Here is a 19,259-nt window from a genome sequence, read left to right on the forward strand (position 1 = left end):
CCGCGCCGGGCGGGTGGGCGTCGCCGTCGTGGTGCTCGCCCGGGGCCAGCCGCCAGTCCCACAACTCCAGGATCATCGGCACGTCCGCGCCCACGAGCAGGCGGGCCTGCACGTCGCCCTGGCGGAACGTGACGACGTCGGCCTTGTCGATGACGCGCACCATGGGCACGTCGGCGACCTCGACGAGTCTGGCCACGGTGACGCCCAGGGCGGAGGCGATCCTGGTGAGCGTGGAGACGCTCGGGTTGGTCCGGCCCTGCTCCACCTGGACCAGCATCCCCCTGCTCACTCCCGACCTGGCGGCCAGCGCGTCGAGCGTCAGCCCGCGGTGGGAGCGCTGCGCCCGGACGTTGTTGGCGATGGCCTGGGTGATCAGCTCGGCGTCCTCCATGGAGTGCAGCTTAGTGAAAACTTATTGCAGTGCGTTGTGCCTAATATGTTGTACTAAGCGTGCAGTGTGTTGGACTGGACGGGGTGCGACATGACGGTGATCCTGGCGGCCGCCTGCGCGGTGGTCTACGGCACGGCCGACTTCTTCGGCGGCCTGGCCACCAAACGAACCCAGGTGCTCTCGGTCGTCGTGCTGTCGCAGATCGCCGGCCTGGCGCTGATCCTGGCCCTGCTGCCGCTGCTGCCCGGCGCGTTCAGCGACACGGCACTGTCATGGGGGCTGGCCGCGGGCACGTCGGGGGCGGCCGGGCTGGTGCTGTTCTACCGGGCGCTGGCCACGGGCGTCATGTCGGTGGTCGCGCCGACGACCGCGGTCACCTCGGCCGCGCTGCCCGTGGTGTTCGGGCTCGCGACCGGCGAGCGGCCGGCGTTCTGGGCGCTGGTGGGGGTCGCGCTGGCGCTGGGCTCGGTGCTGCTGGTCAGCCAGGACAGCTCGGGGGGCGGGCACGGCTCCCTCGCCTCGGTGGCGGCGGCGCTGGCCGCGGGCGCCGGCTTCGGCGGCTTCTTCATCCTGCTCTCCATGGCCTCCCACGAGTCCGGCCTGTGGCCGCTGGTCGGCGCCAGGCTCTCGTCGGTGACCGTGGTGGCCCTGCTCGCCCTGGTCACCCGGCGGACGCTCAGACCCCGGCCGGGGTCGCTGCACATCATCGTCGCCGCGGGCGTGCTCGACATGACGGCGAACGTGCTCTTCCTGCTGGCCCAGCAGGACGGCCTGCTCAGTCTCGTCGCCGTGCTCGTCTCGCTCTACCCCGCCAGCACCCTCCTGCTGGCCCGCCACGTGCTCGGCGAGCGACTGCGGGCCGTCCAGATGACCGGCGTGGCCTGCGCGCTCGGGGCGGTGGCGCTGATAGCCGTTGCACAGCATCCCTAGCCTTGCTACGTTTCGCCCGTGCGCCCTGATCGGGCACGTTCCGGTGATGAGTCGTTGAGGCACGTCGCGGTGCCGTACGGCTCGGACGAGGCTTTCGTGAGCCTCACCGTCCCGCGCGTGCGCGCAGCGCTGGACGCGGGCAGGCGGGTCCTGGTGATCACCGGGCCGACCAAGCTCCGTCTGCTGGCCGACGCCCTGGGCCGCGACGCGGGGCGCGTCGACATCCGCGATTCCATGTCCTGGTACGTCCACCCCTACCGGACCCTGGCCGCCCTGCACGACTACACGCGCGGCCGCCGTACGTTCGTCGTGGGCGAGCCCGTCTGGGAGGGCAGGAGCGAACGCGGGGTCAGTGAGCTCATCCGCTACGAATCCGTGATCAACGCCGCGCTCCACGCGCGGCCGGCGATCCTGTGGTGCCTGTACGACGTCCGCCACGTGCCCGCGAGCGTGCTCGGCCACACCCACCTCACCCATCCCCTGCTGCTCGGCCCCGGCGGCGAGGCTCCCTGCGCCCGCTTCGTCGAGCCGCACGACCTGGTGCTGGACCCCGATCGCGCGCCCCTGCCCGAGCCCGGCGGCGACGCGAAGACGTTCGAGTTCACCGCGCGCGAGCTGAAGCGGCTGCGCCGCAGCGTCGGCGAGTACGCCAGGGCGGCCGGCATGGACGACGACCTCGTCACGTCACTCGTGCTCAGCGCGTCGGAGATCGCGGCCAACAGCATCGAGCACGGCGCCGGCCACGGCACGATCACGCTGTGGGTGGAGGGCGAGGAGCTCGTCTGCGAGATCACCGACCCCGGGGGCGCGCTCCACGACCCCCTGCCCGGCTACATACCACCGGAGCCCGGATCTTCCAGGGGATACGGGCTCTGGATCAGCCGGCAACTGTGCGATCTCGTCGAGTTACGCGCGGAGAACGGCCTGTTGCGCGTCCGTCTCCATCTCGCGATGGGGCCGCAGGCGCACGCTCCGTAGCAGCCGACAGGCACGGCGTCACTCGACCGGGCGAGGAACTCCCTCTCGGGAGTGAGCCGGAAGATCCCCGGTGACGGCGATCCGGGCGGCCCACTGTGATCGACAGGATGGGGACGTTCCGCAGATCCCCATCTCCTGGAGGCACCGCCATGAAGCGCGCCCATGTCGCCGCCGCTCTCACCCTCGCCACCCTCTTCTCCGCCGCCGTCCCGGCGCCCGCGACCGCCGGCACGACACCGTCCACCGTCGCGCCACAGGTCGAGCTGCCGCCGATCGACCAGGCGGCCCTGAAGCGGAGCATCGCCGGGCTGCCCGCCTCCGACGCCACCGCGGCCGAGGTCAGGGTGGGCGGCGCCAAGGGCTCGTGGCGCGGGTTCACGGGCGTCACCGACCTGCGCACCAACCGCCCGGCGAAAGCGGGTGCCCGGTTCAGGGCGGGCAGCGTGACCAAGGTCTTCACGGTCGCGGTCGTCCTGCAACTCGTCGCCGAGGGCAAGATCTCGCTGGACGACACGGTCCAGCGACGACTGCCCGGCCTGCTGCCGCGCGCGTACCCCGCCGTCAAGGTCGGGCAGCTGCTCAACCACACCAGCGGGCTGCCCTCGCCCGAGATCAGCGCCGACTTCAAGCAGGTCTACGCCACCAGGTTCAGGAAGTGGACGCCGCGGGAGTATGTCCGGGAGGCCGTGAAGAAGCCGATGGAGTTCGCCCCGGGCACGCAGCAGCACTACGTCGACATGAACACGTTCGTCGCGGGCCTGCTCATCGAGAAGGTGACCGGCCGCTCCTACGAGCGCGAGGTGACCACCCGGATCTTCGCCCCTCTCGGCATGCGCGACAGCTATCTGCCGGGCGACTCCGTCCGCATCCGAGGGCGGCACAACCACGGCTACCAGCTCGTCCCGGACGACTTCAAGAACGCCATCAGGTACGGCCGCCACCATGTCGTGGACATGACCGTGACCACTTCCACCTACACCTGGGCCTCCGGCGACCTGATCTCCACCACGACCGATCTGGAGACATTCGTCAAGGCCCTGTTCGGCGGCAAGGTGGTGCCGGCTGCGCAGCTCGAGCACATGTTCACGGTGCCGCGCGTGCCCACGTACGGCACCGGCGACCCCGCCATGCACACCTCGGGCATGTCCAGGTTGGAGCTGCCCGGCGGCCTCGTGGTCTACGGCAAGACCGGTGCCCGGTACGGCAGCGCGGCCGCCATCGGCGCCACCCGCGACCTGAGCCGGACGGTCGTCTACGCGGTCAACTCCACCGACGCCAAGGCCGTGAGCCAGAACGAGCGCGGCATGGGCATCGTGCTCGCGGCCTTCGCCACGTGACTACGAGAGCAGCGCCGTGGCTCTGACTAGGCGGCGGCGCTCTGTGCGGGGACGCGTACGGCGCCCTCTTCGCGGGCGTACTCCTCCAGCATGCCGCGCAGCTGGCGGCGGCCGCGGTGGAGGCGGGACATCACGGTGCCGATCGGCGTGCCCATGCGCTCAGCGATCTCCTTGTACGCGAAGCCCTCGACATCGGCCAGGTAGACGGCCACACGGAAGTCCTCGGGCAGGCTGCGCAGGGCGTTCATCACGATGTTGTCGGGGAGCCGGTCGAGCGCCTCGGTCTCGGCGGACCGCAGCCCGGTCGAGGAGTGGGACTCGGCGGCGTGCAACTGCCAGTCCTCGATGTCCTCGGCCGCGGACAGCTTGGGCGAGCGCTGCTTCTTGCGGTAGTCGTTGATGAAGTTGTTGGTCAGGATGCGGTGCAACCACGCCTTGAGGTTGGTGCCCTCACGGAACTGGTGGTAGGACGTGTACGCCTTCGCCACCGTCTCCTGGACCAGGTCCTCCGCGTCGGCGGTGTTGCGAGTCAGGCGCATGGCGGAGGCGAACAGCTGCGACGTCACGGGCACGACATCCTGTTCGAACCAGTCCTGACGCTGCTCATCGGTCATAGTGATCAAATCAATCCCCCTTGCGCTATCCCCCGTTTCGGCACAAGCCGCCTGACAGCGGTTCCATCATCGCAAGCACCAGGTAAGGGGCGCGTTAGTGCGGTTCCGCCTTGGTCAGAAGGGGTCTTCGTCCATCTGCTCGCGGCGTGCGTCGTCACGTCCACGGCCGGACAAGTCTCATTATCATAACACTACCCACCCATTTTCCAGTAAGAGTGGCAAGAGTCACAGGGGATAGCGTATAGGCATGAGTCTCGTCGACCGTCATGACCCTGGCGCCCACCGCTGAGCGGCTGAGGCCGTTGTCCCGGTCGATGCCGACCGTCGTCGCGACACACATCTGCACGTCTTTCCGCTGCCCTCGGGCCGGGGTGTAAACCTCCCCTTGAAAGACGAGCCGATGTGCGTACTAGTTCACGCGGACATCGAGGTTTCTTCGTCCACGGGCCGCGCCGGCGACCGTAAGCGGGGCCGTCGGCGAGCACGCCGGCCTCGTACAACACCGGTGACCCGGCCGGCCATTCCCGGACACGGCATCAGGAGGCGGACCTCGCGGGATCGACGGCGAAGAACTTCGCCACGTCGTCCAGCATCGCGTGCGCCCCCTGGATGCCCACGGCGCTCATCCAGGTCAGGTCGCTGACCTCGTGTTTGTCGCCCTTGAGCTTGCCCCACAGCGGGTTGTTCACGAACTTCTCCTTGGGCTCGTCGGACGACGGGTCCGGATAGGTCGCGACGAAGATCTGGTCGGCGTCCAGCTCGGCGATCCGCTCCTGGCTGACGTCCACGGCGATGGCGTCCTGCGCGTTCGGCTGGTCCTGCGGCCGGGGGAACCCGACGTCCTTCATGACCACGCCGGAGTAGGAGTTCTCCACGTAGAGCCGGGTCGTCGGCTCGCCGGCGAAGCGCACGATCGAGATCGTCGGCAGCTCGCCCTCCTTCCCCTTGATCGACGCGCCGATCGTGGCCGCGCGCTTCTCGTACTCCTTGATCCTGGTGTCGGCGAGCGTCTCCTTGCCCAGGGCCCGGCCCATGAGCCGGAGGTTGTCCTTCCAGATGGCCCCGGTGGTCTCGCTGAAGACGGTGGGCGCGATCTTGGAGAGCTTCTCGTACAGTGCCTCGTGGCGGACCTTGGCCGAGACGATCAGGTCGGGCTTGAGCACGATGATCTTCTCCAGGCTCGGCTGCTCCAGCGTCCCGACCGGGGCGGCCTCCTTGCCGTGCCGCTCGGCGACGGCCCCGAGATAGCCGGGCAGCTCGGTGTCGATCGAGCGGTAGGTGGTGTAGCCCACCACCGGCGTCTCCAGGGTGAGCACCGCGTCGACGAAGCTCTGGTCGAGCGCCACCACCCGCTTCGGCTGCTCCGGGATCACCGTCTTGCCCATGACGTGTTCGACGGTCCTGAAGGGAGCGCTCGGCGAGGCAGCGGGCTCGGCCGAACCGCAGGCGGCCAGCCCTATGGCGAGGACAGCGCAGACCAGCACGCGCAACGGTCTCATCAGTACCCTTTCGGTCAAGCTAAGGCAAACCTAATTAAGGTTAGCCCAGCCTAAGCTGGCATACTGCACCGGGACCCGGCGAACATCGAGGAGGGCACGGGTGAGCGCAACGGCCGTCGCCCCCCGGATCCGTGGCGTCCGTCACCGGCGGCTCACGGTCCTGTTCGCGCTGCTCGCCGCCGTGCTCGTCGCCGTGGTGCTGAGCGTCACCATCGGTTCCAAGTCCGTGCCGCTCGCCGACGCCTGGCACGCGCTCACCGCGCCCACCGGCACCGAGAACGACATCGTCATCCGCGCGCTGCGTGTCCCGAGGACGGTCCTCGGCGTGCTCGCGGGGGTCGCGCTCGGCGTGGCCGGCGCGCTCATGCAGGGCCACACGCGCAATCCCCTCGCCGACCCCGGCCTGCTCGGGGTGACGCAGGGAGCGGCGTTCGCGATGGTGTCCTCGATCATCCTGCTCGGGGTCTCCAGCCTGCTCGGTTACATCTGGTTCGGCCTGGCGGGGGCGCTGGTGGCGAGCGTCGCGGTGTTCGCGCTCGGCATGACGGGTGGCAAGGGCAGCCCCACCCCGGTCACGCTGGCACTCGCCGGCACCGCCGTCAGCGCCTTCCTCTACGCGCTGACCTCGGCCATCGTGCTGCTCGACGAGCAGGCCATGGACGTCTTCCGTTTCTGGCAGGCGGGCTCGATCGCGGCCAGGGGCGCCGACGTCGTCTGGCAGGTGCTGCCGTTCATCCTGGCGGGCCTCGTGCTGGCCGCGGTCAACGCCCCCGGGCTCAACGCCCTCTCGCTCGGCGAGGACGTCGCGAGGAGCCTCGGCCAGAACATCCCCGTGACCCGCGCCGTCGGCGTCGCCGCCGTCACCCTGCTGTCCGGCGCGTCCGTGGCCGCCTGCGGCTCCCTGGCGTTCGTGGGGCTCATCGTGCCCCACATGACGCGCCCGCTGTCGGGCACCGACCACCGGTGGCTGCTGCCCTACTCCGGCCTCGTCGGCGCGGCGCTGCTGCTGGTCGCCGACGTGGTGGGCCGCGTGGTGGCGCCGCCGGGAGAGCTGGAGGTCGGCGTGGTACTCGCCCTGCTCGGGGCGCCGTTCTTCGTCGCCCTCGTACGCCGCAGGAAGCCGGTGCGCCTGTGACCACGCTCCCCCTTCGCGTCGGCGGCCTGTCCTGGCAGGTACGCCCGCGCGCCGTCGTGCTCACCCTGGCGGGGCTGGTGCTGCTCGCCCTGCTCATGGCGCTCAACATGCGCATCGGCGACCTCGAGATGAGCCTCGCCGACGTGGTCACCGGCACGTTCGACGCCGACAGCGCCGGCCACTTCGTCATCATGGAGCTGCGCCTGCCCCGCGCACTCACCGGGGCCCTCGTCGGCGCCGCGCTCGCGCTGTCCGGGGCGATCATCCAGTCCATCGCCCGCAACCCGCTGGCCAGCCCGGAGATCCTCGGCGTCACCACCGGCGCCTCCGTCACGGTCGTGGCCGGCGTGGTGGCCAGCGGCAGCGTCTACGGCGGCGTCAGCGGCCTGCTGTCCACCCTCGGCATCCCCGCGCTCGCCCTGCTCGGCGGCCTGCTCGGCGCCGCCGTCGTCTACGGCCTGGCGTGGCGGCGCGGCCTCGACGGCTACCGCCTGGTGCTGGTCGGCATCGGCGTGGCCGCGGTGTTCACCAACGTCAAGTTCTGGCTGCTCACGGTCGGCGACGTCAACGACACCAGCCGCGCCATGATCTGGATCAGCGGCTCGCTCAACGGCCGCGGATGGGAGCACGTGACGCCCACGGCGCTGGCACTGGCCGTCCTGGTGCCGCTGACGCTGCTCGGCACCCGCTCCCTCGACGCCCTGCGCTTCGGCGACGAGACGGTCACCGCCCTCGGCGTGCGCATGAATCCGGCCCGCGCCCTGCTGATCCTCGCCGCCGTGCTGCTGGCCGCCGTGGCCACCGCGTCGGCCGGCCCGATCGCCTTCGTGGCGCTCGCCTCGCCCCAGATCGCGCTCAGGCTCGTCCGGGCGGGCCGGCCGCCGCTGCTGTGCTCGGCGGTGATCGGCGGCGTGCTCACCACGGGCGCCGATCTGATCGCCCGCACCGCGTTCTCCCCGCTCGAACTGCCCGTCGGCATCGTCACCGCCGTCCTGGGCGCGCCCTACCTGATCCACCTGATCTGGAGGTCACGCAAGTGAGACTGCAGGCCGCCGGCGTCAAGCTCGGGTACGGCGAGCGCATCGTCGTCGACGGGCTCGACCTCGGTATCGAGGCGGGCACCGCGACCACCATCATCGGCCCCAACGGCTGCGGCAAGTCCACCCTGCTGCGCGCGCTCGGCCGCCTGCTCAAGCCGCAGGGCGGCGAGGTGCTGCTCGACGGCAAACGCATCGACAAGATTCCCACCCGCGAGGTCGCCAGGATCCTCGGCGTGCTCCCGCAGGCGCCCATCGCACCCGAGGGGCTGACCGTGGCCGACCTCGTGGCGAGGGGCCGGCATCCCCACCAGACGTGGTATCGCCAGTGGTCCTCCGACGACGAGGGCGCCGTCACCGAGGCGCTCGACATGACGGGCCTCGCCGACCTGGCCGAACGGCCCCTGGACGAGCTGTCGGGCGGGCAGCGGCAGCGAGCGTGGATCTCCATGGCCCTGGCCCAGGGCACCGACCTGCTCCTGCTCGACGAGCCCACGACCTTCCTCGACCTCGCCCACCAGGTCGAGGTCCTGGAGCTCGTACGCCACCTGCACCGGCAGGCCGGGCGCACGGTCGTCATGGTCCTGCACGACCTCAACCTGGCCGCACGCTACGCCGACCGGCTGGTGGCCATGCGCGGCGGGCGGGTGATCTCCTCGGGCACCCCGCACGAGGTGCTGACCGAGGAACTGCTGGGCGAGGTGTTCGAACTGGACGCCAAGGTCATCGAGGATCCGGTGGCCGGCACTCCCCTGGTGGTGCCGATCGGCCCCCGTACGCGTCCCGCAGGGCCGGCAGCCTGAGCCGGCCGAGCGGCGTGTTCGCCATGACGGCGGCGATGGCCAGCCAGCCGACCCCCGCGGCCACCATCAGCGCGTACGCGTTGCGCGCCTCCTGCTCGAACACGCCCGTGGCCAGCGAAGCGAGCGGGATGGACAGGAAGGCGGTCATCCTGGCCATGCCGAGCACCCGTCCCAGCAGATGGTCGGGGACGAGCAGCTGGCGCACGGTCGCGACGGCCACGATCGACGTACCGGCGGCGGCGAACTGCCCCATCCAGGCGAGCCCGATCAGCACGGGGCCGCGGGCGACGATCATGGCCAGCATCGACAGACCGCCCGCGACGACGGCCCAGCAGATCACCGGCCCCGGCGGACACCTGCGCAGCAACCGGCTGCCGAGCACCGCCCCGAGCACCGCGCCCGCCCCCTGGAAGGCGTAGACGACGCCGATCTCCTCCGCGGTGAACCCGTGATAGGAGCTGAGGTAGTAGACGAGCCCCGCCAGCAGCAGCCAGACCGCGAAGTTGCACGCCGCGGTCGCGAGCGCGGTGGTGAGCACCACCTTGTCGCCGCGGAACAGGAAGCCGATGCCCTCCTGCATGTCCGCGAGCATCGAGCGGCCCATCAGGGTGGCGCGGCTCGTCACCACGCCCCGTGCCACCCTGACGGGCAGGATCAGCAGCGCCGACAGCAGGAACGTGCCCGCGTCCACGTAGATGGCGGCCTGATGGCCGAGGCCCACGACGAACGCGCCGCCGGCCACGGGGCCGATCATGTTCACCGCGTGCTCGCCCATGTGGATCCGCGCGTTGGCCTGCGGCAGCCGCTCCACCGGAACCAGCGAGGGCACGATCGAGCGGAACGCGGGCTGGTAGAGGGGATCGACGCAGGCCAGCAGGAACGCCAGCGCGTAGATCGGCCAGAGCTGGCGTACGCCGGCCGTCACGATGACCGCGAGCAGTACGGTGACCGCGGCGGAGGCCAGGTCGCCGAGCACGAGCAGCCGCCGCCGGTCGACCCGGTCCGCGAGCACCCCGCCGAGCATGCCGAGCGCGACGTACGGGAGGTATTCCATGGCGTACACGAGCCCGGTGCCGAGGGCGGAGCCGGTCAGGTCATAGACCAGGAGCGGGAGGGCCAGCCGGTAGATCCAGGTGCCGAGCGAGGAGGCGAGGAAAGCGCTGAGCAGGAGCCAGTAGCGCCGTCCCATGGGATCACACCTCGGTGAGAGCCTGCCCGATGTCGCTGTCGCCGGGCGCCAGGACCGCGGCCCTGAGCAGATCGTCGCGGGCGTTGTCCGGGCGTCCCGCGGCCCGGTGCACCACCGCCCGGTTGAACAGCAGCTCGGCCGTCTCCTCCCGCTTGAGCGCGCTGGTCAGGTCGGCAAGGGCCGCGCCGTGGTCACCGAGGTCGAAGGCCAGCTCGGCCCGCCCGGCCCAGGCCGCCACCAGGTCGGGGTCGAGCTCCAGGGCCCGGTCGAAGGCGGACCGCGCCTCCTGGTGGCGCCTTTCTGCCAGCTCGACCTGGCCGAGCACGCACATCAGGTGCGGATCTCGCGGCGCGAGCCGCAGCCCTCGCTCGACGTCCTGCCGCGCCTCGGCGTACGCGCCGGCCGCCGCGCTCAGTCCTGACCTGTTCACGTACGCGGGCGCGAACTCGGGGTCCAGCTCCAGCGTGTGGTCCAGGTCGGCGCGGGCGCCGGCGACGTCGCCCGCCGCGTAGCGCAGCTCGGACCGGTTGTAGTACGCCTCGGGGAAGGGCGGGCTGACACGCATGACGGCCTCGTAGTCGGCCAGCGCCTCCTCGTCGCGGCCCAGCTTGTGCAGCAGGTTTCCCCGGTCGAGGTAGTAGTCGGGGTAGCCGGGGTCGGCCTCCACCGCGCGCGTGTAGTCGGCCAGCGCCTCCTCCGCGCGGCCCGTCATGGCGAGCAGCTGACCCCTGTTGGCGTGGAGCACGAGCTTGTGGATGGGGTGCTCGCCCGGCAGGTCGGCCTCGGCCAGGTCGATGGCCTGCTGCACCAGCTCCATCGCGGCGGCCGGCCGGCCCCTGCGCACCTCGACCAGGGCCTTGCCGTTGAGGTCGAACCCGAGGTGGAAGGCCCGCTCCCTGCGGTCGGGCAGCAAAGACGTGATCGTGATGGCCTCGTTGACCCAGGCCAGCGCCTGCTCGGGGTCGCGTCGCGCGGGGTCGTGGTGACGTACGAGGATCATGGCGGTGGCGTAGGCGACGGTGGCGCGGTGTTTGGGGTCGGTGCTCTCGCGCCTGGCACGGTCGTAGAGCTCGCGGGCCTCGTCCTCGCGCTCGATGGCCTCCAGCGAGGCGGCGACGCGCTGCAGGAGCTGCCGCCACCGCTCCGGGTCGGCGCCGTACGCCATGCCGCACAGCGCCTCCAGGCCCGACTCGGCCATCGCATGGTGGAAACCCTCGTCGCGGTAGCGGTCGAAGTCGACCGGTCGCACCCCGGCCGACGGCACCCTAGGGCCTTCCTCGATCCGCAGCAGAGCGGGGTCGACGCGGCGCCGCAGCACGGCGACGAACTCGGCGTCGGTGTGGTCGGCGGCGTCGAGGTTCGCCACGGTCACGGTGAGGGGGCGCGCACGGTCGAGGTGGTCGCGGACGAACTCGGCCAGCCCGTTGGCGATCCTGAGGCTGCGCCGGGCGGCGGGAATGAGAATGCGCTGCGCCCGGGGCAGGTCGTCGGCCAGCGAGCGCCTGCGCGCGGGGACGACGTCGCGGAGTTTCGGCGCGGCCGTGCGGATCTCGATGTCGTGGGCTGCGGCCAGCTCGGGGTGCCGTTCCAGCGCGGCCGGGACCAGATGGCCGAGCAGCCCGGCGGCGAGCGTGTAGGGGCCGCCGAGGCGGCGGTCCGCGTTCAGCATGATCGTGTCCACACGACCCCATTTCCGTGGCAGGCAATGGCCGGCGCCCATCAACAGACGCCGGCCGAGTACGTCAGGTGCCGTGCCTCGGCGCTGCCGCGGCGGTCGGCTTCACGGTGCCGGGCCGGTGAACAATGATCTTCTTCATGGCTGCCCTTTCGTCGTCGAATGCAACCGAGCACTCAGGTTGGTGACCGATACATGTCAGCACATGAAAAAGACATCGATCAATGCTTATCTGGTAAGGCGTATTTCAGCAACGATTACGGGCATGCCGGAAATTGTCCTCAGTCGCCGAGAATTGCGTCCACGAAGACTTCGGGATCGAACGGCGCCAGATCGTCGGGCCCCTCGCCCAGCCCCACGAGCTTGACCGGAACCCCCAGCTCCCGCTGCACCGAGATCACGATGCCGCCCTTGGCGGTGCCGTCGAGCTTGGTCAGCGCGATGCCGGTGATGTTGACCACCTCGGCGAACACCTGCGCCTGACGCATGCCGTTCTGGCCGGTGGTGGCGTCGAGCACGAGCAGCACCTCGTCGACCGTGGCCTTCTTCTCGATGACCCGCTTGACCTTGCCCAGCTCGTCCATGAGGCCGGTCTTGGTGTGCAGACGGCCCGCGGTGTCGACGATCACGACGTCGACCTTCTCCTCCGTGCCCTTGGCGACCGCGTCGAAGGCCACGGAGGCCGGGTCACCGCCCTCGGGACCGCGCACCGTGTCGGCGCCGACCCGCTCGCCCCAGGTCTGGAGCTGATCGGCGGCGGCCGCGCGGAAGGTGTCGGCCGCGCCGAGCACCACCTTCTTGCCGTCGCCGACGAGGGAGCGTGCGAGCTTGCCCGTGGTGGTGGTCTTGCCGGTGCCGTTGACGCCCACGACCAGCACCACCGCGGGCCGTTCGCCGTGCTTGCGCACGTGCAGCGTGCGGTCGAGACCTGGGCCGACCTGCGCGAGCAACTGCTCGCGCAGCAGGCCGCGAACCTCGTCGGGCGTGCGGCTGCCCAGCACCTTGACCTTGGTACGCAGCTCCTCGACCATGACCTGAGTCGGCGCGACGCCCACGTCGGCGGTGATCAGGCTCTCTTCGATCTCGTCCCACACGTCGTCGTCGAGCCGGTCACGGGAGAGCAGCTCCAGCAGCCCGCGGCCGAGGGCGCTCTGCGAGCGCGCGAGCCGCGAACGCAGCCGCACCATCCGGCCCGCGGACGGCGGCGGCACCTCCACCTCGGGCTCCACCACGACCGGCTCGGCCGGCTTGGCCGGAGGCGGCAGCGTGGTGGTCGCGCCCTCGTCCTCCGCGCCCGTTCCCGCCGGCCGCTTCTCCTCGGGAAGCACCGGGGTCTCGGGCGGCTTGACCGGCGGCGGCGCTTTTCGGCCGGGCCGGAAGAGCAGGAACAGACCGCCGGCCGCCAGCAGGGCGACGACGGCCACGATCACGATGACGCCGAGGTAACCATCCACAAGATGTCAGTTTTCCAGATCGACCGCCATGGTCATGCCCAAGGCCACACCTATCAGGCAGACTCGCGTTCTCTGAGCCGCTGGCTGACCACCTGTGTGACGCCGTCGCCGCGCATCGACACGCCGTAGAGGGCGTCGGCGATCTCCATCGTGCGCTTGTTGTGCGTGATCACGATCAGCTGCGAGCTCTGCCGCAACTCCTCGAACAACCTCAGCAGGCGCTGCGTGTTGGTGTCGTCGAGCGCGGCCTCGACCTCGTCCATCACGTAGAACGGCGACGGCCGCGCCTTGAAGATGGAGATCAGGAACGCCACCGCCGTCAGCGAGCGCTCCCCGCCCGACAGCAGCGACAGCCGCTTGACCTTCTTGCCCGGCGGCCTCGCCTCGACCTCGATGCCGGTGGTCAGCATGTCGGCCGGTTCGGTGAGCACCAGCCGGCCCTCGCCCCCGGGGAAGACCCTGGTGAAGATCTGCTCGAACTCCCTCGCCACGTCGTCGTAGGCCGAGGCGAACATCTGCTCGACCCGGTCGTCGACCTCCTTGACCACGGTCAGCAGGTCGCGCCGGGTCTTCTTGAGGTCTTCGAGCTGCGAGGTGAGGAACGCGTGGCGCTCCTCCAGCGCCGCGAACTCCTCCAGCGCCAGCGGGTTGACCTTGCCGAGCTGGTTCATCTGCCGCTCGGCCGCCCTGGCTCGCTTCTCCTGCTCCTCGCGTACGTACGGCACGGGCGGGTCGCCGGGCACCGGGGCGTCGGGGCCGTACTCGGAGATCAGGGACTCGATCTCGACGCCGTACTCCTCCAGCGCCCGCTGCTCCATCTGTTCCAGCCGCAGGCGCTGCTCGGTGCGGGCCACCTCGCTGCCGTGCACCCGGTTGACCAGTTTGTCCAGCTCCTGGCCGAGCTCGCGTACGCGCAGGCGCACCTGCTTGAGCTCGGCGTCGACGGCGACCCTGGTGAGGTCGGCCTCGTCGCGTTCCTTGGCGGCGAGCTGGACGGAGGTCGTCAGCGCCCCGAGCACCCGCTTGGCGCCCTTGCTGACGGCCTCGGCCACGGCGGCCTGCCGCCTGCGCCTGGCGCGCTGGGCGGCCGCCTGGGCGCGTTCCTGGCGCTCGCGCTGAGCGGCCCGCACCAGCCCGTCGGCGCGGCCCTCGATGCCCTTGACCCGCTCCTCGGCGGTGCGCACCTGCAGACGGGTGTCCATCTCACGCTGCCTCGCGACCTCGCAGGCGCTCGCCAGCTCGTCGCGGCCGTCGGTGGTGGGCTCCGACTCCAGCTCCTGGGCGTATTCGGCCTCGGCCAGCCGGATCTCCAGCTCGGCCAGCTCCTCCAGGCCCTCCGCGCGGGCCTCCTCCGCCTTGGTGACGCTCCTCGCCAGGCGCTCGGCCTCGGCGCGGGCCGCCCCGGCGGCGGCCTCCAGCTGGGCCAGCTGCCTGGCGGCCGCGGCGTTGCGCTGGTCGGCCTCGCGCTGGCGGCTCCTCACCTGGTCGAGCGTGGCCTGCGCGGCGCTCACACCGGCCTGGGCGGTCGTGACGGCGGTCTGGGCCTCGGTGACGCGGGCCTGCGCGGCCTCCAGTTCCGTCTGGGCGGCCTGCTCCCGGGCGATCGCCTCGTCCAGGACGCGGGCGGTCTCCTCCGCCCTGCCTCCGGCCTCCTCCAGGTCCGCGACCGCCTCGTCGAGGGCCGCGCGCACCTGGAGCACGGAGGTGCCGCCGTCGGACCCGCCGTCCGCGACGTAAGCGCCGACCAGGTCGCCGTCCGTGGTGACGGCACGCAGGCCGGGATGGCGTTCGACCAGCTCGCGCGCGGCTTTGAGGTTGTCGACGACCGCCACGTCGGCCAGCACGTGGTCGAGGGCGGGCCGGAGATGGCCGGGCACGGTGACGAGGTCTGCCGCCCAGCGGCTGCCGTCGGGGGCGCTCCCACGCTCCCGCGGCGCCGCTCCCGCCTCCTCCGCGGGCCGGTCGGCGACCAGGAGGGTGGCCTGGCCCATGTCCTGGGCGCGGAGCAGGTCGATGGCCTCGACGGCCGTGTCGAGGGACCTGACGGTGATCGCCTCGGCGATCGGACCGAGCACGGCTGCCACGGCCGGCTCCGCCCCCGGAGTGACCTGCATGGCGGCCGCCAGCGGGCCGAGCACCCCTTCCAGGCCGGCGTCCAGCAGGGCCGGGCCGCCGTCGCCCCTGGCCAGCCCCAGCTCCAGAGCCTCACGGCGGGCGGTCAGCGCTGCCACCGCGCGCTGGGCCTCCTGGTCGGCGGCGCGCGCCGCGGTCATCGCCGTCTTCGCCGCCTGGAGGGCGGCCCGCGGCGCGTCGAGGCAGGACCTGGCCTCCTCCGCGGCCGATCGCGCCTCGTCGGCGACCGCCGCGACCTCCTCGACCATGGCCTGCGCCGTGGCCAGCTCCTCGGCCAGTGCGGGGTCGGCGGCGGGCTCCTCCAGCCGTCGCGCCTCCAGATCCTCCACGGCCTGGCGTTCGCGCTCGCTCGCGTCGGCCACCGCCGCCTGGAGCCTGCCGATCTCCTCCTCGGCGGCCCTGGCCCTGCTGCGTACGGAATCGACCTGGCCGCGCAGCTTGGCCAGCCCTTCGCGGCGGTCGGCGGCGGCTCTGGCGACCATCGCGAGCCGCTGCTCCTCGGCGTTCAGCTCGGCCTCGGCCTCGGAGCGCCGCTGGACGGCCTCCTCCAGGAGCTCGTGCGCGTGGTCGAGCTCGGCCTTGAGTATCAGCTCCCGCTCGCGGACCTCGGCCGCCTCGCGCTCCAGCTCCTCCGGGTCGCGGCCCCTGCGCTCGATGGCGGCGGCGTCGAGAGCGTGCCGGTGGCGTTCGGCGGCGAGTTGTTCGAGGCCCGTCACGCGCTCGCGCAGGGACGAGAGCCTGAAGTAGGTCTCCTGGGCGGCGGCCAGCCTGGGCTGGGCCTCGGCCTCGGCGGCCTCCAGCGCGGACTCGCGCTGCTGGCCCTCCGCCAGCTCGGCCTCGACCTGGTTGCGCCTGGCCGTGATCGCGGCCTCGTCGGCGGCCTCGCGCTCCAGGGTGACGCGCAGCGTGGCCACGTCGTCGGCCAGCAGCCTGAGCCTGGCGTCACGCAGGTCGGCCTGGATGACGGCGGCCTTGCGGGCGATCTCGGCCTGGCGGCCCAGCGGTTTGAGCTGACGGCGCAGCTCCGTGGTGAGGTCCTGCACGCGGGTCAGGTTGGCCTGCATGGCGTCGAGCTTGCGCAGCGCCTTTTCCTTGCGCTTGCGGTGCTTGAGCACGCCCGCGGCCTCTTCGATGAACGCCCTCCGGTCCTCGGGCCCCGCGTGCAGCACGGCGTCGAGCTGGCCCTGCCCGACGATGACGTGCATCTCGCGGCCGATGCCCGAGTCGGACAGCAGTTCCTGGATGTCGAGCAGGCGGCAGGTGTCGCCGTTGATCGCGTATTCGCTCTGCCCCGACCGGAACATCAGCCGGCTGATCGTGACCTCGGTGTAGTCGATCGGCAGCGCGCCGTCGCTGTTGTCGATGGTCAGGGTCACCTCGGCGCGCCCGAGCGGGGGCCTGGAGGAGGTGCCGGCGAAGATGACGTCCTCCATCTTGCCGCCGCGCAGCGACTTGGCGCTGTGCTCGCCCATGACCCAGGCCAGGGCGTCGACGACGTTGGACTTGCCCGAGCCGTTGGGGCCGACGACGCAGGTGATGCCGGGCTCGAACCGCAGGGCGGTCGCGGAGGCGAAGGACTTGAAACCACGCAGGGTGAGGGTCTTCAAATACAAGCGCGACCCCCTTCTCCCTAGACGACTTCGGAAAAGACTACTGGTCCCTGATGCCCGTCGCGGGCGCATGCCGTCGGAACCGGCGCGACCTGGGCAAAGGAAGCTTTCCGAACAGGAGAAAATAACAAGGGACGCCTCTTCGAGACGTCCCTGGGTCTTGCGCTCCGATCACTCTCAGGTGAGTGCCGGCTCGCGCTCTTGCATGCGACTTAGCGCTTCGTCGCGGGTTTGCGCCGCAAGAGCGTCATTCGTGGCCTGAAGTCGGATGAGTTCTGCCTCCAGATCCCGGATACGCTGCTGCAGGCGGCGCATTTCCGAGACCATTCGAGGGTCAGGACCGCCGACGTGGCCGAGTAGAGCCTTCGCCATGGTAAAGGGTCCTCCACGCTGAGTGACCAGACTGGTTCGCGCACTTCTATTCCGCGGGAGGGGTGCGCGTGGTACTTAACAAGAGTCGCACCGGCAGTGTGGGCGGTCAAGTCGATCGAACCGCTGAGCCCTACTGATGGGCACTCCCGACATACAACTATACCCCATTTGGGGGGTTTAAGGGAAGTCGCTATCGCTCCACAAAACCGCCCAAACTACCTCGCGGTTCACTCCAACGTTCCGCTACTCCATCGACCCTCCCCGGCGTGTCGCAACCTCTGAGCAGCTCCAGCAGCTTGACGCACGCCGACCGTGGCCCCTCGGCGACCACCTCCACCCGGCCGTCCTCGGTGTTGCGCGCCCATCCCGCCAGTCCGAGCTCGAGCGCCCTGGCCCGGGTCCACCAGCGGAACCCCACACCCTGGACCCTCCCCCGCACCCAGGCGGTCATCCGGACGGCTTCCCAACTTTCCGAACCTTCCGTATTTTTCGTGTACTGCGGCATCTGTTCTCCCGTGGGTGTCACGCCACCATGGCCTCCGACCCGAGCGCGTGCCGGGCCGCCGCCTCGCCGAACGCCCGGATCGCCGCCGTCTCGGCCGCCCGCACCCAGGCCAGCCCGAGGATCGAAGGAGGCAGGCCGGTGACGGGGACGAAGCTCACGTCAGGGCGCCTGTGGTGGGCCGCCGTGGGGGCGCAGAACAACATGCCGCCCCGGCCGAGCGCCACCTGGGTCAGGCCCTCCTGGCTCGTGGTCACCGTACCCGCCAGGGGGATCGGGCGTCCCGAAGGGGTCGCGGACGGCGCCGCGCGTTCCCGCCAGGCGCGGGGCGCGGGGCCGTCCAGGCCGATCAGGGGCAGGCCCGCCAGTTCCTCCGCGCCGATGCCCGCCCGGCCGGCCAGAGGATGCCGGGTGGAGACGCCCAGCTCGTATGACACCCGGTTCAGGCCCTCGCCCGTCGCCAGGTCGGGCTCGTCGACGGGCAGCAGCGTGAACGCGACGTCCACCTGTCCGGCCCGCAACCTGCCGAACGGGTCGGACATCGGGATCTCCACCAGCTCGACCTCGCACCCGGGGTAGCGGCTCTCGAAGGCGCGTACGCTCCCCGTGACGACGTCCGTGGGCGTGGCCAGGAACCCTACCCTGAGCACGCCCGTCACCTCGCGCGCGGCCGCCTTGGCCCGGCTCACGGCCGCGCCCAGCCCTTCGTAGGCCGGCCTCAGATCGGCCAGGAACCGTTCCCCGAGCGGCGTCAGCCGCACCCGCCTGCTGGTCCGGTGGAAGAGCCGGCCCCCGATCCTGGCCTCCAGCGAGCGCATGAGCTGGCTCACCCGGCCCGGCGACAGGTAGAGGCGCTCGGCCGTACGCGCGAAGTGCAGCTCCTCGCTGAGCGCCACGAAGCACTCCAGCTCCCTGAAGTCCATCCCCACCTCCGCCGATCGCTTAGCCTGCCTAAAGCAAGCTTTCGACCTTCGCCATTGTTCCCTCCCACGGGCGCGAGAAGGCTGAAGGCCATGACGTTGACCGATGTACGCGCCGCCACCCAGGCGCGCTGGCCCGCCGTGATCTCGGTCGCGGTCGGCACTTTCACCATCGTGACCAGCGAGATGCTGCCCGTCGGGCTGCTGACCTCGATCTCCTCCGACCTGCGCGTCTCCGACGGCACCGCCGGGCTGATGATGACGGCGCCGGGGCTCGTCGCGGCGCTCTCCGCGCCGCTGACGGCGGTGACCACCCGCCGCCTCGACCGGCGGTTCACATTGCTCGGGCTGATGGCGTTGCTGGCGGTGGCGAACCTGGCGGGCGCGCTCGCCCAGAGCCATCCCGTGATGATGGCCGCCCGGGTGCTGACCGGGGTGAGCATCGGCGGCTTCTGGGCGTTCGCGGCCGGGCTGGCGCCGCGGCTGGTGCCCGGCCGGTCGGTCGGACGCGCCACGTCGGTCATCTTGTCCGGCGTGTCGGTGGCGTCGGTGCTGGGGGTGCCCGCGGCCACGTTCGTGGCGTCGTTCGCGGGGTGGCGCAGCGCGTTCCTCGCCATGGGGGCGCTGGCACTCGTGCTGCTCGCCGTACTTGCCGCCACCCTGCCGCCGCTCCCCGGCGA

At 71.2% G+C, this 19,259-nt stretch carries 17 protein-coding genes; 7 read left to right on the forward strand and 10 right to left on the reverse strand.

Going from position 1 to position 19,259, the window contains the following annotated elements; genetic code table 11:
* The coding region (locus GUY59_RS39020) for a helix-turn-helix domain-containing protein (protein ID WP_161714929.1) at positions 1 to 391 on the reverse strand (391 nt) is incomplete at its 3' end.
* 90 nt (positions 392 to 481) lie between these two features.
* Between GUY59_RS39020 and GUY59_RS39025 the strand changes: the two genes are divergently transcribed.
* From GUY59_RS39025 to GUY59_RS39035, 3 genes are all read left to right on the forward strand, one after another.
* Entirely contained in the window at positions 482 to 1,321 is an 840-nt protein-coding gene (locus tag GUY59_RS39025) for a DMT family transporter (RefSeq protein WP_138206591.1), read from the forward strand.
* Positions 1,322 to 1,390: 69 nt separating this feature from the next.
* Entirely contained in the window at positions 1,391 to 2,299 is a 909-nt protein-coding gene (locus GUY59_RS39030) for a sensor histidine kinase (protein ID WP_289514326.1), read from the forward strand.
* A gap of 149 nt (positions 2,300 to 2,448) precedes the next feature.
* Positions 2,449 to 3,636, forward strand: coding sequence for a serine hydrolase domain-containing protein (locus GUY59_RS39035; protein ID WP_138206595.1), 1,188 nt, complete (start codon positions 2,449 to 2,451; stop codon positions 3,634 to 3,636).
* 26 nt (positions 3,637 to 3,662) lie between these two features.
* Here GUY59_RS39035 and GUY59_RS39040 read toward each other — a convergent pair whose 3' ends face one another.
* On the reverse strand, positions 3,663 to 4,250 hold the full coding sequence (locus GUY59_RS39040; protein ID WP_138206597.1) for a sigma-70 family RNA polymerase sigma factor: 588 nt from the start codon (positions 4,248 to 4,250) through the stop codon (positions 3,663 to 3,665).
* 536 nt (positions 4,251 to 4,786) lie between these two features.
* Positions 4,787 to 5,749, reverse strand: a complete 963-nt coding sequence (locus GUY59_RS39045) for an ABC transporter substrate-binding protein (protein WP_138206599.1) — start codon at positions 5,747 to 5,749, stop codon at positions 4,787 to 4,789.
* Between the two features lie 100 nt (positions 5,750 to 5,849).
* Here GUY59_RS39045 and GUY59_RS39050 point away from each other — a divergent pair, with 100 nt between their 5' ends.
* From GUY59_RS39050 to GUY59_RS39060, 3 genes are read left to right on the forward strand one after another with little or no spacing between them, the layout of a single operon-like run.
* A complete protein-coding gene (locus tag GUY59_RS39050; protein ID WP_138206601.1) occupies positions 5,850 to 6,884 on the forward strand; it encodes a FecCD family ABC transporter permease in 1,035 nt (344 codons plus the stop codon).
* The gene (locus GUY59_RS39055) at positions 6,881 to 7,924 is read left to right on the forward strand and encodes a FecCD family ABC transporter permease (protein ID WP_252375166.1); all 1,044 of its coding nucleotides are present in this window, start codon (positions 6,881 to 6,883) and stop codon (positions 7,922 to 7,924) included. Before GUY59_RS39050 ends, GUY59_RS39055 begins: the two co-directional genes overlap by 4 nt.
* Complete coding sequence (locus GUY59_RS39060; RefSeq protein ID WP_171055567.1) at positions 7,921 to 8,724, forward strand: ABC transporter ATP-binding protein; 804 nt, start codon at positions 7,921 to 7,923, stop codon at positions 8,722 to 8,724. The genes GUY59_RS39055 and GUY59_RS39060 overlap by 4 nt, the downstream gene beginning before the upstream one ends.
* Here GUY59_RS39060 and GUY59_RS39065 read toward each other — a convergent pair.
* The 7 genes from GUY59_RS39065 to GUY59_RS39095 all read right to left on the reverse strand — a co-directional run bounded on the left by GUY59_RS39065 (position 8,645) and on the right by GUY59_RS39095 (position 18,582).
* Positions 8,645 to 9,913: an MFS transporter gene (locus tag GUY59_RS39065; protein ID WP_138206603.1), complete on the reverse strand. Its 1,269-nt coding sequence runs from the start codon at positions 9,911 to 9,913 to the stop codon at positions 8,645 to 8,647. The genes GUY59_RS39060 and GUY59_RS39065 overlap by 80 nt on opposite strands.
* Positions 9,914 to 9,917: 4 nt before the next feature.
* A complete protein-coding gene (locus GUY59_RS39070) occupies positions 9,918 to 11,582 on the reverse strand; it encodes a tetratricopeptide repeat protein (protein WP_236667925.1) in 1,665 nt (554 codons plus the stop codon).
* Positions 11,583 to 11,869: 287 nt separating this feature from the next.
* Positions 11,870 to 13,042, reverse strand: coding sequence for a signal recognition particle-docking protein FtsY (gene ftsY, locus GUY59_RS39075; protein ID WP_138206607.1), 1,173 nt, complete (start codon positions 13,040 to 13,042; stop codon positions 11,870 to 11,872).
* Between the two features lie 53 nt (positions 13,043 to 13,095).
* Positions 13,096 to 16,788: a chromosome segregation protein SMC gene (gene smc, locus GUY59_RS39080; protein WP_138206609.1), complete on the reverse strand. Its 3,693-nt coding sequence runs from the start codon at positions 16,786 to 16,788 to the stop codon at positions 13,096 to 13,098.
* Positions 16,789 to 16,962: 174 nt separating this feature from the next.
* On the reverse strand, positions 16,963 to 17,157 hold the full coding sequence (locus tag GUY59_RS39085; protein ID WP_090938435.1) for a hypothetical protein: 195 nt from the start codon (positions 17,155 to 17,157) through the stop codon (positions 16,963 to 16,965).
* A 190-nt stretch (positions 17,158 to 17,347) separates the two neighbouring features.
* Entirely contained in the window at positions 17,348 to 17,662 is a 315-nt protein-coding gene (locus tag GUY59_RS39090) for an acylphosphatase (protein ID WP_138206611.1), read from the reverse strand.
* Positions 17,663 to 17,679: 17 nt separating this feature from the next.
* Positions 17,680 to 18,582: a LysR family transcriptional regulator gene (locus GUY59_RS39095; RefSeq protein WP_138206613.1), complete on the reverse strand. Its 903-nt coding sequence runs from the start codon at positions 18,580 to 18,582 to the stop codon at positions 17,680 to 17,682.
* A 90-nt stretch (positions 18,583 to 18,672) separates the two neighbouring features.
* Between GUY59_RS39095 and GUY59_RS39100 the strand changes: the two genes are divergently transcribed.
* Positions 18,673 to 19,259: MFS transporter (locus GUY59_RS39100; RefSeq protein ID WP_161714931.1), on the forward strand; the 587-nt coding region annotated here is incomplete at its 3' end.

Source organism: Nonomuraea sp. K271, assembly GCF_009908215.1.
GTDB lineage: Bacteria > Actinomycetota > Actinomycetes > Streptosporangiales > Streptosporangiaceae > Nonomuraea > Nonomuraea longispora.

Coding starts and splice junctions, on each gene's coding strand:
- GUY59_RS39025 (WP_138206591.1), top strand. CDS start 482: ATGACGGTGATCCTGGCGGCCGCCTGCGCGGTGGTCTACGGCACGGCC.
- GUY59_RS39035 (WP_138206595.1), top strand. CDS start 2,449: ATGAAGCGCGCCCATGTCGCCGCCGCTCTCACCCTCGCCACCCTCTTC.
- GUY59_RS39040 (WP_138206597.1), bottom strand. CDS start 4,250: ATGACCGATGAGCAGCGTCAGGACTGGTTCGAACAGGATGTCGTGCCC.
- GUY59_RS39045 (WP_138206599.1), bottom strand. CDS start 5,749: ATGAGACCGTTGCGCGTGCTGGTCTGCGCTGTCCTCGCCATAGGGCTG.
- GUY59_RS39065 (WP_138206603.1), bottom strand. CDS start 9,913: ATGGGACGGCGCTACTGGCTCCTGCTCAGCGCTTTCCTCGCCTCCTCG.
- GUY59_RS39070 (WP_236667925.1), bottom strand. CDS start 11,582: ATGCTGAACGCGGACCGCCGCCTCGGCGGCCCCTACACGCTCGCCGCC.
- GUY59_RS39085 (WP_090938435.1), bottom strand. CDS start 17,157: ATGGCGAAGGCTCTACTCGGCCACGTCGGCGGTCCTGACCCTCGAATG.
- GUY59_RS39090 (WP_138206611.1), bottom strand. CDS start 17,662: ATGCCGCAGTACACGAAAAATACGGAAGGTTCGGAAAGTTGGGAAGCC.
- GUY59_RS39095 (WP_138206613.1), bottom strand. CDS start 18,582: ATGGACTTCAGGGAGCTGGAGTGCTTCGTGGCGCTCAGCGAGGAGCTG.